Origin of the sequence: Mycetocola saprophilus, from assembly GCF_000718085.1 — a bacterium.
Taxonomy (GTDB): domain Bacteria; phylum Actinomycetota; class Actinomycetes; order Actinomycetales; family Microbacteriaceae; genus Mycetocola; species Mycetocola saprophilus.
In genome coordinates, this window is the sequence record NZ_JOEC01000001.1 from 818,785 (window position 1) to 835,860 (window position 17,076).

Sequence of the window (17,076 nt, forward strand, 5' to 3'; positions counted from 1 at the left end):
GGGTTCCGGCATTTTGGCCGAGGGATGCACGCGGGCCGGCCGAGTGTGCACCATCGGCAGGCCACGCCCGTCCCCGCCCCGGGGGCGGGCATGCGGCGTCTCAGGCGATAGGCTGGAGGCATGACAGTCCGGATCAACCCGAGTATTCTTTCAGCCGATTTTGTGAACATGCAGGCTGACCTTGAGCGCATTGCCAACGCCGATTTTGTGCACGTCGATGTGATGGATAACCACTTCGTGCCCAACCTGACCTTCGGTCCCCAGATGGTCCGCCGGATCCAGGATGTGTCGCCGGTCCCGCTGGATATTCACCTGATGATCAGCGACGCCGACCGCACGGCCCCCGAGTACGCCGAGATCGGCGCCGCCTCGGTCACCTTCCACGCCGAGGCCGCCGAGAACCCGATCACCCTGGCCCGTCGCCTGCGGGAGATCGGCTCGCGCGCGGGAATCGCGCTCAAGCCCGGCACCCCGATCGAGCCCTACCTTGAGCACCTGGACGAATTTGACCAGATTCTCATCATGACCGTGGAGCCCGGATTTGGTGGACAGTCGTTCATGGCGGACATGATGCCCAAGTTGGCGACGCTGTCGGCCGAGGCCAAGCGCCGCGGATCCAACGTGTGGCTGCAGGTGGACGGCGGCATCGCCGAGTCCACCATCGCCCAGGCCGCCGAGGCCGGTGCCGACACCTTCGTGGCCGGCTCCGCCATCTACGGTGCCGACAGCCCCGCGCTGGCCATCGACGCGCTGCGCGATCTGGCCGCCGCCCACCGCCACTAGTCCGGTCCCGGTGGGGCGTGGTGGCGATTACGCCCGATCGCCCCGCCGGGAGCATGCCAATACGTTGGTATACACAGTTTCCTCACAACGGCCGCGATTTACGATCACAAAATGACCGTTTCCCCATTCACCATCCGTGAGCTGACCGACACCGATCTGGACGCGGCAATCGCCCTGCTCTCCCTGGCCAGCGCCTCGGATAATCGGGATCGGCTGCGCGAACGCCTCGCGCAAAACTCCCCGGCCCCGGTGCGTATCGCCCTGGTGGCCGAAGCGGATGGCGTCATGATCGCCGCCGCCAAGATCACCTCCGAAAATGCCACGCCGGGTGCCGCCTCGGCTCTCGTGGTTGTGGATCCGGCCCATCGATTCCGGGGGATCGGAACCGCCCTGTATCGGCGACTGATGTCCGACCTGGCCGCGCACCCCGCGGGTGCCACGATCACCCTGACCTCCGCACTCCGCGATGACGCGGCACCCGGTCGCGGGTTCGCCGAGGCACGCGGCTTCGAGCTGGTGCGTCACAACCTGGGCTGGTCTCTCGAGCTGGAGGGTCGCGCCGCCGAACTCCTCGCCGAGGTCGAATCGATCACCACCGCCAACGCGGCCACGGTGCGTGTGGCCTCGATCGACACCGAGTATCCGCTGATTGCCGCCGTGATGGCGCGCTGCGCGATCGGGCTGCCGGGTCCGATCGCCGGACAGCCCGTGGACACCACCGGCTTCGAGCATCACTTCGCCCGCACCGCCGTCTACCTTGTGGCCAGCGTGGATGGCGCTCCCGCCGGGCTCGGCGTCATTCACCCGGTGGGTGAGGAGGGGGAGTGGTACACGGATTTCACCGGGGTGGATCCGGACTATCGACAGCGCGGCATTGCCCGACTCCTCAAGGCCGCCGAGTTGGCCGAGGCCGCGGGGCGGGCCGGACGGCGGATGGGAACCCATAACGATGTGCACAATACCGGGATCGTGCGGGTGAACGTCGCCACCGGAATGGATCCGGCCCTGGGATACTGGTCCCTGGTGAACAAAAACCCGCGGAAAACCGCAGTTTCCGGCGCGTAGGGGCGTGCTCGGGGAGAGAAGGTGCGTGAAATCCGGGCATATTCTCGCCGGGATCCACCCTCCCGGGTCTTCGCGGAGGGCGCGAACCTAGTACTGTGAGGAACGTGAAGACTTTCGACACCCTGTTTACCGAGCTGACCCGAAAGGCGCAGGAGCGCCCCGAGGGTTCGTTGACGGTGGCCGAGCTGGACCGTGGTGTCCACGGCATCGGCAAGAAGATTGTGGAGGAGGCCGCCGAAGTATGGATGGCCGCCGAATACCAGAGCAATGACGAGGCCGCCGAGGAGATCTCGCAGCTGCTTTACCACCTGCAGGTGATGATGATCGCCAAGGGTCTGACCCTGGAGGACGTGTATCGACATCTGTGAAGCCCCCGCTTCACCCTCGATACCCAACTTCAAACCTAAGGTCCACCCCATGCTGAGAATCGCCATCCCCAATAAGGGATCGCTGTCCGAAACCGCCACCCTGATGCTCGCCGAGGCGGGCTACGCGACCCGTCGCGACCCCAAGGAACTGCACCTGGTTGACGCCGAGAACGACGTCGAGTTCTTCTTCCTGCGTCCGCGCGACATCGCCACCTACGTGGGCTCCGGTGCCCTCGACGTGGGGGTCACCGGCCGTGACCTGCTGCTGGATTCGGGATCCGATGCCATCGAGATCGAACCGCTGAACTTCGGCGACTCGACCTTCCGGTTCGCCGGCCCGGCCGGTAAGTTCCACGAGCTGAGCGACCTGGAGGGTGTCCGCGTGGCCACCAGCTACCCGGGACTCGTGGGCGACTTCCTCGCCGCACACGGCGTGAGCGCGCACCTGGTCAAGCTCGATGGTGCCGTGGAATCGGCCGTGCAGCTCGGCGTGGCCGACGCCGTGGCCGATGTGGTCTCCACCGGTGCGACCCTGCGTAAGGCAGGCCTCGACATTTTCGGCCCGGTCATCCTGGAATCCACCGCGGTTCTGATTCGCTCCGAGCAGGAGCAGCCCGGCCTGGCGACCCTGCGTCGCCGCCTCGAGGGTGTTCAGGTTGCCCGTCAGTACGTGCTGATGGACTACGACCTGCCGCTCTCGCTGCTGGATGAGGCCACCGCGATTGCCGGTGGCCGCCAGTCGCCGACCGTGTCGCCGCTGCGCGAGCCCGAGTGGGTCGCCGTGCGCGTCATGGTTCCCAAGCGCCGCACCAACCAGATCATGGACGCGCTCTATGAACTGGGTGCCCGCGCGATCCTGGTCAGCGCGATTCACGCCGCACGTCTCTAAGGGGGAAGGTCATGACACTCGCAACGCGTGTGATCCCGTGCCTCGACGTGGCCAATGGCCGCGTGGTGAAGGGTGTGAACTTCCAGAACCTGCGCGATCAGGGTGACCCGGTCGAGCTCGCCGCGAACTATGCGGCCCAGGGTGCGGACGAGATCACCTTCCTCGATGTGACCGCAACCGTGGACGGACGCGCCACGACGTATGACGTGGTGACCCGCACCGCCGAGCAGGTTTTTGTGCCGCTGACCGTGGGCGGGGGTGTACGCTCCGCCGAGGACGTCGCCCGCCTGCTGGGCTGCGGCGCAGACAAGATCGGCGTGAACAGTGCGGCGATCGCGCGCCCCGAGCTGATCGGCGAAATTGCCGACCGCTTCGGCGCGCAGGTGGTGGTGCTCTCCCTCGATATCACCCGTGAGGCTTCGGCTCCCTCGGGCTTTGTGGTGACCACCCACGGTGGGCGCACCAAGACCGAGCTGGACGCACTGGCCTGGGCCACCGACGCCATCAACCGAGGTGCCGGCGAACTGCTGGTCAACTCGATCGATGCCGACGGCACCCGCGACGGTTTCGACCTGGAGCTGATCCGGGCAATCCGCGCGATCTCGCACGTCCCGGTGATCGCCTCGGGTGGCGCCGGAGCGCTTGAGCACTTCGCCCCGGCCGTGCAGGCCGGTGCCGATGCGGTGCTGGCCGCGAGCGTGTTCCACACCGGTGCGTTCACCATCGACCAGGTCAAGCTGGCGCTGGCGGACGAGGGCATCGAGGTGCGGCGATGAGCGGCACCGTGACACTGAATACCTCAAGCCCCGAGGCCGTGGCCGCGAGCGTCACCTATGACGAGAATGGCCTGGCCCCGGCGATCATCCAGGAGGTGGGCACCGAGCGGGTGCTCATGCTCGGGTACGTCAATGCGGAGGCGCTGCGGCGCACCCTGACCGAGGGGAGGGTCACCTTCTGGTCGCGATCGCGCCAGGAGTTCTGGCGTAAGGGTGATACCTCCGGCCACGCCCAGTATGTCCGGGATGTCAGCGTCGACTGCGACGCCGACACCCTGCTCATCCGCGTGGTTCAGGTGGGAGCTGCCTGTCACACCGGCGCACACTCATGCTTTGATGAGCGCACGGTTCCGGCGGTTCCGGGAGAGGTTCCCGGCCGCCCCTAGCCACGTGCACGTACGCCCGCTAGCCTCGAACGAGGGCGCGGCGCGAACAATCGGGAGTTTTGATGAGTAACAGTATGTCCGGCACCACCACCCGTGCGGACTTTGACCGCCTGGTTTCGGCGGGGGAGCACCGGGTGGTTCCGGTCGCCCGAGAGGTTTTTGCCGACGGGGAAACGCCGGTGGGGATCTACCGTAAGCTGGCCGCCGGCAAGCCCGGTAGCTTTCTGCTGGAATCCGCCGAGCAGGGCGGCATCTGGTCGCGCTACTCGTTTATCGGGGTGTCCTCGTTTGGTGTGCTGACCGAGCGCGAGGGTGCGAGCCACTGGATCGACTACGATCTGAGCGCCGAGCGCGCCTTCGGCGAGTCGATCCCCGCGGGTCCGCTGGATGCCGTGGATGCGTTCTACCGTCGCTGGGCCGGACCCAAGATCGAGGGGTTCGCCCCGCTGACCGGTGGCCTGGTCGGTTTTATCGGCTGGGAGGCCATCCGCCAGATCGAGCACCTGCCCGATGCGCCGCCGCGCGAGATCCCGGTGCCCGATCAGGCGCTGAGCTTCGTGGAGAGCCTGGCCGTCTGCGATCACCGCTCGGCCACCGTGCGCCTGATCGTTAACGTGCTGCTGGATGATGAGCTGGATGGCGACACCCGATGGGCCCGCGCCCAGGCGCAGCTCGACGCGCTGCAGACCGGTCTCGCCCAGCCCGCCGAGGCGTGGCTCGCCGAGGCCGACTTCTCGCTGGTGGCCGACCCGACCAACCGCACGGATCCGCAGGACTACCTGGACGGCGTGCTGGCCTCGCAGGAGTACATCCGCGCCGGCGACATCTTCCAGGTGGTGCTCTCGCAGCGCTTCGACCTGAAGACCGAGGCCGAGCCGGTGGACGTGTACCGGGTGCTGCGCGCGCTGAATCCCAGCCCCTATATGTACCTCTTTGCGCTGGAGGATGCGGAGGGCCGCCCCTTCCACGTGGTGGGTTCCTCCCCGGAGGCCCTGGTCAAATCGGAGGACGGTCACCTGATCACCCACCCGATCGCCGGATCTCGACCGCGCGGCCGCACCCCCGAACAGGACATCGAACTCGCCGACGAGCTGCTCGCCGACGAGAAGGAGCGCGCCGAGCACCTGATGCTGGTCGACCTGTCCCGCAACGACCTGGCCAAGGTGTGCACGCCCGGCACCGTCGAGGTGACCGAGTTCATGCGGATCGAACGCTTCAGCCACATCATGCACCTGGTGTCCTCGGTGGAGGGCACGCTCCGCGCGGACGCTAGCCCGGTGGACATCTTCCGCGCGACCTTCCCGGCGGGCACCCTCTCCGGTGCGCCCAAGCCGCGCGCGCTGGAGATCATCGACGAGCTCGAACCCGCCCAGCGCGGCGTGTACGGGGGAGTCGTGGGCTACTTCGGCCTCTCCGGTGACGCCGACCTGGCCATCGCCATTCGCACCGCCACCATCGTCGACGGCACCGCCTACGTGCAGGCCGGCGGCGGACTGGTGGCCGACTCGGTGCCCGAACTCGAAGCGGCCGAAAGCCGCAATAAGGCCGCCGCACCGCTGCGCGCGGTGGCCATCGCCAACGCACTCACGAGGATTTCATGACCCAGCCCACCCCCGCCCCCCTCACCGATGCAGAGCGGATCGCCAAGAAACGCCGCGGGCTCAAGTCCCGCTCGCTGCTCCTGCTGATCGTCGCCGGGGGGCTGGGTCTGCTTTCGTGGACCCAGACCTGGGTCAACCTGACGGTGACGATTCCCAGCGGGGGAAGCAAGGACCTCGCCGTCAACGGGACCATCGCGGCGCCGGCTCTGACGGCCTTGGCGCTGTGTTTGATCGCCCTGGCCGCCGCGCTGTCGATTGCCGGATATGTGCTGCGCCTGCTCTTTGGTGGCCTCTCGGTGATCCTCGGGCTGTGCATCGCCCTCGAGGGCATCCTGGTGCTGCTGAACCCCGGTGCCTCCTCGGGTGCCGCGGTCACCGAGGCTACCGGCGTCGCCGGGCCCGCCTCGATTGCCAAGGTCATCACCGCGTCGAGCGTGACCTTCTGGCCCTATGTGGGTCTGCTGGGGGCGGCGATCGCGGTCTTCACCGGGTTTGTGATCATCCTCACGGCCAAGCACTGGCCGGGATCCGCCGGGCGCAAGTATCAGACCACCCCGCGGGTGCGGGTCGTGGATGAGAACGCCATGCCCGACGCGATCGACAGCTGGGATGACCTGAGCCGCGGCGAGGACCCCACCGATCCCACCCTTCCCGACGCCACCCCCAAGTCCTAACCCGACGCACCTCGCCCCGGGCCGTGCCTCCCAACCCGAGGCGCACCGCGTGGGTGCGCACACCCCCGGCGATCCCCGATAGGATGGATCCGCCCATTCGTTTAAGGAGTTTCATGAGCACCGACATTTCCGATCCCGGACACGGACACTCGCCCGCAGCCTGGACCGCCGTCATCGTTATGCTGGCCGCCGTTACCATCGGCACCGTTGCCTTCTGGTTCGCCCAGGTATGGCTGGTGTGGGCTTCGGTTGCGCTGATCGGCGTGGGTGCGCTGCTCGGTTGGATCCTCTCGAAGGCCGGTTGGGGCGTCAAGGGCCCCAAGTACGTCGCCAAGAGCCACTAACCCATGCTCGCCGACCTGATGGCGGGTGCGGCGGCCGACGCCGCCGATCGCGAGCGACTGAAGCCGCTCGAGGCGGTGCGAGCCGAGGCGCTCGCCCGCCCCGCCGCGATCGATGCCCTCGCCGCGCTGGCGCCGAGTGACCGGGTGAAGATCATCGCCGAGGTCAAGCGCGCGAGCCCCTCGCGCGGGGATCTCGCCGAGATTCGCGATCCCGCCCAGCTCGCGGTCTCCTACGAGACCGGCGGGGCCAGCACCATCAGCGTGCTCACCGAGGGACGCAAGTTCAAGGGATCGCTGGCCGATCTCGAAGAGGTGCGTCGTTCGGTCGCGCTGCCCGTGCTGCGCAAGGACTTCATCTCGTCCCCGTACCAGGTGTACGAGGCCCGCGCGGCCGGAGCCGACCTGGTGCTGCTGATCGTCGCCGCGCTGGATGATGCCACCCTGGCCTCGCTGTATGCGCTGATCACCGAGCTCGGCATGACCGCGCTGGTGGAGACGCACAGCGAGGAGGAGCTGCACCGCGCGCTCGCGCTCGGGGCTCAGCTGGTCGGTGTCAACGCCCGCAACCTTTCCACGTTCGAACTCGATCGTGACCTCTTTGGTACCCTCGCCCCGCAGATCCCCGCCGGGGTCATCCGGGTGGCCGAATCCGCCGTGCTCTCGCCGGCCGATGTACGCCACTACCGCGAGGCAGGCGCCGATGTGGTCCTGATCGGCGAGGCCCTGGTGACCGGAGATCCGGTCGCGACCCTCGCTGAATATCTGGCGGTTTAATCCCTATGACGGATCTTCGTTCCGAAACCGGACCGTACTTCGGTGCCTTCGGTGGTCGTTATTCCCCCGAGTCGCTGATCGCGGCCCTCGATGAACTCACCGAGGCGTGGGACAGCGCCCGGAATGACGAGGCCTTCCTCGGCGAGTTCCGCGCGCTGCTGCGGGACTACGTGGGTCGACCCTCGATCATCACCGAGGTGCCCCGCTTTGCCGAGCACGCCGGTGGCGCCCGGATCATTCTCAAGCGCGAGGATCTGAACCACACCGGTTCCCACAAGATCAACAACGCGCTGGGTCAGGTGTTGCTCACCAAGCGCATCGGCAAGACCCGGGTGATCGCCGAGACCGGTGCCGGGCAGCACGGGGTGGCCACGGCCACCGCCGCGGCGCTGTTTGGGCTCGACTGCGTCATCTACATGGGCGAGGTGGACACCGAGCGCCAGGCGCTCAACGTGGCCCGCATGCGCCTGCTGGGTGCCGAGGTCATTCCGGTCAAGACCGGTTCACGCACCCTTAAGGACGCGATCAACGACGCGATGCGTGACTGGGTCACCAACGTCGAGACCACCAACTACATCTTCGGAACCGTGGCCGGACCGCACCCGTTCCCCGCGCTGGTTCGTGATCTGCAGAAGGTCATCGGCGAGGAGGCCCGTCAGCAGGTCCTCGACCTGACCGGCGCGCTGCCCACCGCGGTGACCGCGTGTGTCGGCGGAGGATCCAACGCGATGGGAATCTTCCACGCGTTCCTCGACGATGCCGATGTTGCCCTGTACGGCTTCGAGGCAGCCGGTGAGGGCGTGGACACCCCGCGTCACGCGGCGACGATCACCAAGGGACGCCCCGGCGTGCTGCACGGTGCCCGCTCCTACCTGCTGCAGGACGAGGATGGCCAGACCGTCGAGTCGCACTCGATCTCGGCGGGCCTCGACTACCCGGGCGTGGGTCCCGAGCACTCGTGGCTCGCAGACCTCGGCCGCGCACAGTACCGTCCGATCACCGATGCCGAGGCGATGGAGGCCTTCCGCCTGCTGAGCCGCACCGAGGGCATCATTCCCGCCATCGAGTCCTCGCACGCGCTGGCCGGCACGCTGAAGCTCGGACGCGAGCTTGGACCGGACGCCACCATCCTGGTGAGCCTGTCGGGCCGCGGCGATAAGGATATGGAAACCGCGGGTCGCTACTTCGACCTGATCGACGAGGGAGCCACGCAGCTGTGACCCAGGTACACGACACCCTTGCGGCACTGCGCCGCGACGGTTCCGGGGCCCTGATCGGATACCTTCCGGTCGGCTTCCCCGACTTCCAGACCAGCGTGGACGCCGCGGTGGCCATCGCCGAAAACGGCGTGGACATCATCGAGCTCGGCGTGCCCTACTCGGACCCGGTCATGGATGGGGCTGCGATTCAGGCGGCCACCGTTCAGGCCCTGGCCGGCGGGTTCAAGCTCGCCCACGTGTTTGAGGCGGTTCGTCAGATCCGTGCCCGCGTGGACGTGCCGGTCCTGCTGATGACCTACTGGAACCCGGTGATTCAGTACGGACCCGACCGCTTCGCCGACGACCTGGTCGCCGCCGGTGGTGCCGGGCTGATTACCCCGGACCTGATCCCGGATGAGGCCGCCGACTGGCTCTCGGCCTCGGACCGGACCGATCTGGAACGCATCTTCCTGGCCGCGCCGTCCTCGAGTGACGAGCGCCTGAAGACCGTGTCGGAGCTCAGCCGTGGATTCGTGTATACGGTATCCACGATGGGAATCACCGGCGCCCGCAGCGAGATGGATGGTGCCGCCCGCGCACTGACCACCCGCCTGCGCGCCGCCGGAGACAACTTCGCCTGTGTGGGACTGGGAATTTCCAGCGCCGCCCAGGTGCGCGACGTGCTCAGCTATGCCGACGGTGCCATCGTCGGTTCCGCGCTGGTCTCCGCCCTCGCCGAGGGTGGAGTGCCCGCCGTGGCGGCCAAGGCCGCCGAGCTGGCAACCGGTAAGAGCGAGTCGAAGTAGAATTATCCGCGCCGCCAGGCGTATCTGAAGAAAGGCGTGACCCGGGTGATTTCCCTGAGCATCCCCAGCCCCGAGATTAACTCGTTTAATATCGGGCCCATAACCATCTACTTCTATGCCCTCTGCATTATGGCGGGCATCGTCGCCGCGGCGTTCCTGGTGAACCACCGCCTGAACAAGCTGGGTGCCGGTAACGGCGTCGTGCTGGACATGATCCTGCTGACCGTGCCGATCGGCATCATCGGCGCGCGGATCTTCCACGTGCTGACCCACCCCAACGACTACTTCTACCCGGGTGCGAACCTCTGGGAGGTTGTCGACATCCGCAGCGGTGGCATCGCGATCTTCGGTGCGCTGCTCGGTGGTGCCGTGGGTGCCTGGCTCGGCTGCAAGTGGACCGGACTGCGGTTCTGGGTCTTCGCCGACGCGCTGGCCCCGGGTCTGCTGCTGGCGCAGGCCTTCGGCCGCTTCGGCAACTACTTCAACCAGGAGCTCTTCGGTACCCCCACCGACCTGCCCTGGGGCCTGCAGATCGACAGCACCAACGCCGCCTGGCCGCTGGGCCTGCCCGCCGGTACCCTGTTCCACCCGACCTTCCTCTACGAGGTCATCTGGAACCTGCTCGGCGTGCTGTTCCTGCTGTGGCTCTCGCGCAAGATCAACGTGGGCTGGGGCAAGGTCTTTGGTGCCTACCTCATCTGGTACGGTGCCGGACGCACCGTGTGGGAGTCGATCCGCATCGACCCGAGCGAAATTTTCCTCGGAATTCGGGTAAATGTTTGGGCCGCCCTGCTCGCCATTCTGGTGGGAATTGTCCTGATCATCGTGCAGAACAAGCGCCACACCGGTTTGATCCCCTCGGCCTACCGGCCGGGTCGTGGCGATAAGGACGCTCAGGCTGGAGTAGGATCTTCACACACCGATGTGGAGTACGTAGATACCACTGACCCCTCGGTTCCGGCAACGGCGCCGGTAGCTGAACCGGCCACAAGCCGGGAAGGCGCAACCCCCTAACCCGCTCGGGTTCAGCCAGAACATACCCAGTTACAACGCATTGGCCCGGGACAGGTTAGACCTGCCCCGGGCCAATGGCGTCCCATCCCCTTAAACACTCCGTAAGGGTGGATTCATGACGCAACACAGTCCCTATCAAAGCTTCTCCGCGGTTCCGCCGCGGCAGGGGCTTTACAACCCGGTTCAGGAAAAGGATGCCTGTGGCCTGGCCGCGGTCGCTACCCTGCGCGGTACCGCCGGACACGACATCATCGAGCTGGCCCTGCAGGCCCTGCGTAACCTCGAGCACCGCGGTGCGATCGGCTCGGACGCCGGAACCGGTGACGGCGCCGGTCTGCTGAGCCAGGTCCCCGATGCCTTCCTGCGCGAGGTCACCTCGTTCGAGCTTCCCGAGGCGGGGGAGTATGCCGTCGGTATGGCCTTCCTGCCCCAGGACGCCGCCGAGCGCGCCGCGCAGAAGGCCGCGATTGAGCAGATCGCCGCCGAGGAAGAACTCACCGTGCTGGGCTGGCGTGAGGTCCCCACCGATCCCGAGCACCTCGGCACGCTCGCCCGTGAGGCCATGCCCGCGTTTGAGCAGCTGTTTGTGCGCGTGGAAACCGAGATCGCTCACCACGCTCCCGAGCCCCAGCTGCACGAGCACTCGCCGATCGAACCCGGCGCCCCGGAGGAGGTGATCACACCCCACGCCACGCTTTTCTCGAACCTGGACGCGGTTTCCACCGCTACCTCCTCGATCCCCACGATCGCCACCCCCTCGTCGAGCGCTTCGATCCCCACTCCCGCGCGCTCCGAGGACATTCCTCCCGCGGTCCCCACGACCGCCGCGCGTCCCGCCCGCCCGGATCCCCTCCTGCTGGATCGGCTGGCTTACCGACTGCGCCGTCGCGCCGAGCATGAGCTCGGTGCCTACTTTGCCTCGCTGTCGAGCCGTACCCTGGTCTACAAGGGCATGGTCACCACGCTCCAGCTTGAGCCGTTCTACCCCGATCTTTCGGATGCCCGTTTTGCCTCCAAGCTCGCGCTGGTGCACTCGCGGTACTCCACCAACACCTTCCCGTCGTGGCCGCTCGCGCAGCCGCTGCGTATGCTCGCCCACAACGGCGAGATTAACACCGTGGAGGGCAACCGTAACTGGATGCGCGCGCGTCAGTCTCAGCTGGCCAGCGACCTGCTGGGCGACCTCTCGCCGCTGCTGCCCATCTGCACCCCCGGCGCCAGTGACTCGGCCTCGCTGGATGAGGTGTTTGAGCTGCTGACCCTGTCGGGTCGCTCGATCACCCACGCGATGACGATGCTGGTGCCCGAGGCCTGGGAGAAGAAGGCCGGGTTGGATGACAACCTGCGCGCCTTTTACGAGTTCTCGGCGCTCCAGATGGAGCCCTGGGACGGTCCCGCCGCGCTGACCTTCACCGACGGCACCCAGGTGGGTGCGACCCTCGACCGCAACGGACTGCGTCCGGGCCGCTGGCTCGAGACCACCGATGGCCTGGTTGTCCTTGGTTCCGAGATCGGCATCCTCCCGATCGCCCCCGAGCGCGTGGCCCGCAAGGGACGCCTGCGTCCGGGCCAGATGTTTGTGGTGGACACGGCCGAGGGCCGGATCATCGAGGACACCGAGGTCAAGAAGGGCCTGGCCGAGTCCGAGCCCTGGGCCAAGTGGCTGGAGACCGAGCAGATCACCCTTGAGGACCTGCCCGAGCGCGAGCACATCGTGCACACCGCCGCCTCGATCACCCGCCGTCAGCGGACCTTCGGGTACACCGAGGAGGAGGTGCGCATCCTGCTGGCCCCGATGGGTCAGAACGGTGCCGAGCCGCTCGGCGCGATGGGATCCGACACCCCGATCGCCGTGCTGTCCGACCGCCCGCGCCTGGTGTTTGACTACTTCACCCAGCGCTTCGCCCAGGTGACCAACCCGCCGCTGGACGCGATCCGTGAGGAGCGGGTCACCTCGCTCTCGATCGGTCTGGGACCCGAGCACAACCTGCTTGAGGACGCCCCCGCCCACGCGCGCCGGGTGATCCTGAAGTTCCCGGTGATCAACAACGATGAGCTGGCCAAGATCCAGCACATCGAGCCCGAGGACCTCTCCAGCGCGCCCGCCGAGCTCGCGGTGACCATTCGTGGTCTCTACCGCTTCGACCGCGGCGAGAACGCGCTGCGCGATCGTCTGGACGAGATCCGCGCCGAGGTGGACACCGCGCTGGCTCGCGGCGCCGAGTTCCTGGTGCTGAGCGACCGCGAGTCCACCAAGGACCTGGCCCCGATTCCCTCGCTGCTGCTGCTCTCGACCGTGCACCACCACCTGGTGGAGCGGGAGAACCGCATGCGCGTGGGCCTGATCGTCGAGGCCGGTGACGTGCGCGAGGTGCACCACGTGGCCCTGCTGATCGGCTACGGTGCCACCGCGGTGAACCCGTACCTGGCGATGGAGACCTGCGAGCACCTGACCCGCACCGGTGTGATCACCGGCATCACCCCCGAGCAGGCCGTCAAGAACGTGATCTACGCCCTGGGTAAGGGTGTGCTGAAGATCATGTCGAAGATGGGTATCTCGACCGTGTCCAGCTACGCCGGCGCCCAGGCCTTCGAGGCCGTGGGTCTGTCCCAGGAACTCATCGACGGCTACTTCGGTGGCACCGTGAGCACCCTGGGTGGCGTGGACCTCGGTGTCCTGGCCGCCGAGACCATGTCGCGGCACAAGAGCGCCTACCCGGACAACTCCGCCGAGCGGGTGCACGAGCGCCTGAACACCGGCGGCGAGTACCAGTGGCGTCGCGACGGTGCCCCGCACCTGTTCAACCCCGAGACCGTCTTCAAGCTGCAGCACGCGACCCGCTCGCGTCGCTACGACATCTTCCGTGAGTACACCGCCCTGGTGGACGAGCAGAACGAGAAGCTGATGACCCTGCGCGGCCTGTTCCGCCTCGAGGGCCACGGCCGCACCCCGGTGCCGCTGGATGAGGTCGAGTCCGTCGCCGACATCGTGAAGCGCTTCTCGACCGGAGCGATGAGCTACGGCTCGATTTCCAAGGAGGCCCACGAGACCCTGGCGATCGCCATGAACCGTCTCGGCGCCAAGTCGAACACCGGTGAGGGTGGCGAGGACACCGAGCGTCTGCTCGACCCCGAGCGCCGCTCCTCGATCAAGCAGGTAGCCTCGGGCCGCTTCGGTGTGACCAGCATGTACCTGACCCACGCCGACGACATCCAGATCAAGCTCGCCCAGGGCGCCAAGCCCGGCGAGGGTGGTCAGCTGCCGCCGACCAAGGTCTACCCCTGGGTGGCCCGGACCCGTCACGCGACCCCCGGTGTCGGCCTCATCTCGCCGCCCCCGCACCACGACATCTACTCGATCGAGGACCTCAAGCAGCTCATCTTCGACCTCAAGCGGGCCAACCCCGCCGCGCGCATTCACACCAAGCTGGTCAGCCAGGCCGGTATCGGTGCGGTGGCCGCGGGTGTGGCGAAGGCGCTGTCCGACGTGATCCTGGTTTCGGGTCACGACGGTGGTACCGGTGCGTCCCCGATGAACTCGCTCAAGCACGCGGGAACCCCGTGGGAGCTGGGCCTCGCCGAAACCCAGCAGACCCTGATCCTGAACAACATGCGTGACCGCGTGGTGGTGCAGGTAGATGGTCAGCTGAAGACCGGCCGCGACGTCATCATCGGTGCCCTGCTGGGCGCCGAGGAGTTCGGTTTCGCGACCGCCCCGCTGGTGGTTTCGGGCTGCATCATGATGCGCGTGTGCCACCTGGACACCTGCCCGGTGGGTGTGGCCACCCAGAACCCGGTGCTGCGCGAGCGCTTCACCGGTAAGCCCGAGTTTGTGGTGAACTTCTTCGAGTTCATCGCCGAGGAGGTACGCGAGTACCTCGCCGCCCTGGGCTTCCGCACCCTGGACGAGGCCATCGGTCGGGTGGACCTGATCCACGCCGGAGATGCCGCCGCCCACTGGAAGGCCCGCGGACTGGACCTGGACCCGCTGCTGTACCGTCCCGAGACCGAGCAGGCCCTGCGCGGCATCCGCACCCAGGACCACGAGCTGGATGAGCACTTCGACAACCAGCTGATCGCACACGCCCGTGCGGCCCTGGAAAACGGCGAGCCGGTGGCGATTGATCTGCCGATCAACAACACCGACCGCGCCGTGGGCACGATGCTCGGCCACGAGGTGACCAAGCGTCACGGCGAGGCCGGGCTGCCCGAGTCCACCATCGAGGTTGCGCTGCACGGTACCGCCGGTCAGTCCCTCGGTGCGTTCATGCCCGCCGGAATCGCGCTGCGCCTCGAGGGTGAAGCCAACGACTACGTGGGTAAGGGACTCTCGGGTGGTTTGATCACCCTGCGTCCGCCGCGCGAGGCCACCTATCAGGCCGAGGAGTCGGTGATCGCCGGTAACGTGATCGGTTACGGCGCCACCTCGGGCCAGATCTTCCTGCGCGGTGTCGTGGGCGAGCGCTTCCTGGTGCGTAACTCCGGGGCCACCGCGGTGGCCGAGGGCGTGGGCGACCACGCACTGGAGTACATGACCGGCGGCGAGGCCCTGATCCTCGGACCGACCGGCCACAACGTGGGTGCGGGTATGTCCGGTGGTGTCGCGTACATCTACCGTCTGAACCCCGAGGCCGTGAACCCCGACGCCCGCGAGAGCGGCGAGCTGGGTGTGCACCCGCTGGACCGCGCCGATCAGGAGCGCCTGCGCGAGCTGCTCGGCCGTCACTTCGAAGCGACCGGTTCGCCGGTGGCCGAGGCGATCCTCGCGGACTTCGAGTCCGCCTCAACCGAATTTTCTAAGCTCGTACCGCGCGACTTCGCCGCGGTACAGGCCACCCGTGCCCAGGCCGAGACCGAGGGTCTTGACCTGGACGGCGACGTGGTTTGGGAGCGCATCCTGGAGGTGACCCGTGGCTAACCCGCGCGGATTTATGGAGACCACGCAGCGTGAGACCGCTGCCCGCCGCCCGGTGTCGGTGCGGATCATGGACTGGAAGGAGGTCTACGACAAGCGTGATGGCGCGACCGTGGCCCGCCAGGCCGGACGCTGCATGGACTGTGGTGTGCCCTTCTGCCACCAGGGCTGCCCGCTGGGAAACATCATCCCCGAGTGGAACGACCTGGTGCGTCGGGGCGAGGGTCACGCGGCCATCGAGCGCCTGCACGCGACCAACAACTTCCCCGAGTTCACCGGCAAGCTGTGCCCGGCCCCCTGCGAGAGCGCCTGCGTGCTGGGGATCAACCAGCCCGCGGTGACGATCAAGGAGGTCGAAGCCTCGATCATCCAGGACGCCTGGGACAACGACTGGGTTCAGCCCCAGCCGCCCGAGCGCATCACCGGCAAGACCGTGGCCGTGGTGGGATCGGGCCCCGCGGGCCTGGCCGCCGCGCAGCAGCTGACCCGCGCCGGTCACACCGTGGCCGTGTACGAGCGTGAGGACCGCATCGGCGGGCTGCTGCGCTACGGCATCCCGGACTTCAAGATGGAAAAGGGTGACATCGACCGCCGCCTGGACCAGATGCGCGCCGAGGGAACCCGGTTCCGTGCCGGCGTGAACATCGGGGTGGACCTGACCTGGGAGGCGCTGCGCAAGCGCTTCGACGCCGTGGTTGTGGCCACCGGTGCCACCATCCCGCGCGATCTGCCGATTCCGGGTCGTGAGCTGTCGGGTGTGCACTTCGCGATGGACTACCTGGTGCCGGCCAACCGCGCGGTGGCGGGGGAGACCCCCGAGAACCTGATTGACGCCCGTGGCAAGCACGTGGTCATCCTCGGTGGTGGCGACACCGGTGCCGACTGCATCGGAACCGCGCACCGTCAGGGCGCCGCCTCGGTGACCACGCTGGCGATCGGCAAGCAGCCGGGGACCGAGCGCTCGGATGCTCAGCCCTGGCCGACCATGCCGACCCTGTTTGAGTTCCAGAGCGCGCATGAGGAGGGTGGCGAGCGGGCCTACCTGGTCTCCACCGTCGAGTTCCTGTCGGACGAAGATGGGAATCTGTGCAGCATTCGTGTTGCCGAGACGGAGTTCGTGGATGGGCGGCGTGTCCCCAAGGCCGGGACCGAGCGTGAAATCCCCGCGGACCTGGTATTCCTTGCCCTGGGCTTCACCGGGACAGAGGGCGACACGGTACGCGACCAGCTCGGGCTTCCGATCGCCACACAGGGTAACCTGGAACGAGACAATGATTACCGGACCAACCAGCCCGGGGTCTTCGTTGCCGGTGATGCCGGCCGCGGTCAGTCGCTCATCGTGTGGGCGATTGCCGAGGGTCGTGCGGCTGCCGCGGCGGTAGATCGCTACCTGGAAGGCACCAGTTCTCTCCCAGCCCCGGTGCACGCTCACGAGCGGGCGCTCTCGCTGTAATCACCCCAGCCGCGGCTACTGCCGCAGAA

15 protein-coding genes are annotated in these 17,076 nt (G+C 67.3%); all 15 read left to right on the forward strand.

Annotated elements, in window-relative coordinates; translation table 11 throughout:
* Positions 1-120 precede the first annotated feature (120 nt).
* The 15 genes from rpe (at position 121) to IE92_RS0103710 (ending at position 17,047) form a co-directional block, all read left to right on the forward strand.
* The gene (gene rpe / locus IE92_RS0103640) at positions 121-783 is read left to right on the forward strand and encodes a ribulose-phosphate 3-epimerase (protein WP_030143513.1); all 663 of its coding nucleotides are present in this window, start codon (positions 121-123) and stop codon (positions 781-783) included.
* Positions 784-894: 111 nt separating this feature from the next.
* Positions 895-1,848, forward strand: a complete 954-nt coding sequence (locus tag IE92_RS0103645) for a GNAT family N-acetyltransferase (protein ID WP_051701889.1) — start codon at positions 895-897, stop codon at positions 1,846-1,848.
* 104 nt (positions 1,849-1,952) lie between these two features.
* Positions 1,953-2,216, forward strand: a complete 264-nt coding sequence (locus IE92_RS0103650) for a phosphoribosyl-ATP diphosphatase (protein ID WP_030143515.1) — start codon at positions 1,953-1,955, stop codon at positions 2,214-2,216.
* A gap of 49 nt (positions 2,217-2,265) precedes the next feature.
* The gene (gene hisG, locus IE92_RS0103655; protein ID WP_030143516.1) at positions 2,266-3,105 is read left to right on the forward strand and encodes an ATP phosphoribosyltransferase; all 840 of its coding nucleotides are present in this window, start codon (positions 2,266-2,268) and stop codon (positions 3,103-3,105) included.
* A gap of 11 nt (positions 3,106-3,116) precedes the next feature.
* Positions 3,117-3,881 (forward strand): imidazole glycerol phosphate synthase subunit HisF, encoded by a 765-nt coding sequence (gene hisF / locus IE92_RS0103660; protein ID WP_030143517.1) that lies wholly within the window; start codon positions 3,117-3,119, stop codon positions 3,879-3,881.
* A complete protein-coding gene (gene hisI / locus IE92_RS0103665) occupies positions 3,878-4,267 on the forward strand; it encodes a phosphoribosyl-AMP cyclohydrolase (RefSeq protein WP_030143518.1) in 390 nt (129 codons plus the stop codon). Before hisF ends, hisI begins: the two co-directional genes overlap by 4 nt.
* A gap of 62 nt (positions 4,268-4,329) precedes the next feature.
* On the forward strand, positions 4,330-5,868 hold the full coding sequence (locus IE92_RS0103670) for an anthranilate synthase component I (RefSeq protein WP_030143519.1): 1,539 nt from the start codon (positions 4,330-4,332) through the stop codon (positions 5,866-5,868).
* Positions 5,865-6,542: a Trp biosynthesis-associated membrane protein gene (locus IE92_RS0103675; RefSeq protein ID WP_051701888.1), complete on the forward strand. Its 678-nt coding sequence runs from the start codon at positions 5,865-5,867 to the stop codon at positions 6,540-6,542. The genes IE92_RS0103670 and IE92_RS0103675 overlap by 4 nt, the downstream gene beginning before the upstream one ends.
* Positions 6,543-6,655: 113 nt before the next feature.
* Positions 6,656-6,886, forward strand: a complete 231-nt coding sequence (locus IE92_RS0103680; RefSeq protein WP_030143521.1) for a DUF6704 family protein — start codon at positions 6,656-6,658, stop codon at positions 6,884-6,886.
* A 3-nt stretch (positions 6,887-6,889) separates the two neighbouring features.
* Complete coding sequence (gene trpC, locus IE92_RS0103685) at positions 6,890-7,660, forward strand: indole-3-glycerol phosphate synthase TrpC (RefSeq protein WP_030143522.1); 771 nt, start codon at positions 6,890-6,892, stop codon at positions 7,658-7,660.
* Between the two features lie 5 nt (positions 7,661-7,665).
* Entirely contained in the window at positions 7,666-8,880 is a 1,215-nt protein-coding gene (gene trpB / locus IE92_RS0103690) for a tryptophan synthase subunit beta (RefSeq protein WP_030143523.1), read from the forward strand.
* Entirely contained in the window at positions 8,877-9,665 is a 789-nt protein-coding gene (trpA, locus tag IE92_RS0103695) for a tryptophan synthase subunit alpha (RefSeq protein ID WP_030143524.1), read from the forward strand. Before trpB ends, trpA begins: the two co-directional genes overlap by 4 nt.
* Before the next feature lie 36 nt (positions 9,666-9,701).
* Positions 9,702-10,679, forward strand: coding sequence for a prolipoprotein diacylglyceryl transferase (gene lgt, locus IE92_RS0103700; RefSeq protein ID WP_030143525.1), 978 nt, complete (start codon positions 9,702-9,704; stop codon positions 10,677-10,679).
* A 115-nt stretch (positions 10,680-10,794) separates the two neighbouring features.
* Positions 10,795-15,597, forward strand: a complete 4,803-nt coding sequence (gltB, locus tag IE92_RS0103705) for a glutamate synthase large subunit (RefSeq protein WP_030143526.1) — start codon at positions 10,795-10,797, stop codon at positions 15,595-15,597.
* A complete protein-coding gene (locus tag IE92_RS0103710; protein ID WP_030143527.1) occupies positions 15,590-17,047 on the forward strand; it encodes a glutamate synthase subunit beta in 1,458 nt (485 codons plus the stop codon). The genes gltB and IE92_RS0103710 overlap by 8 nt, the downstream gene beginning before the upstream one ends.
* Positions 17,048-17,076: the final 29 nt, after the last annotated feature.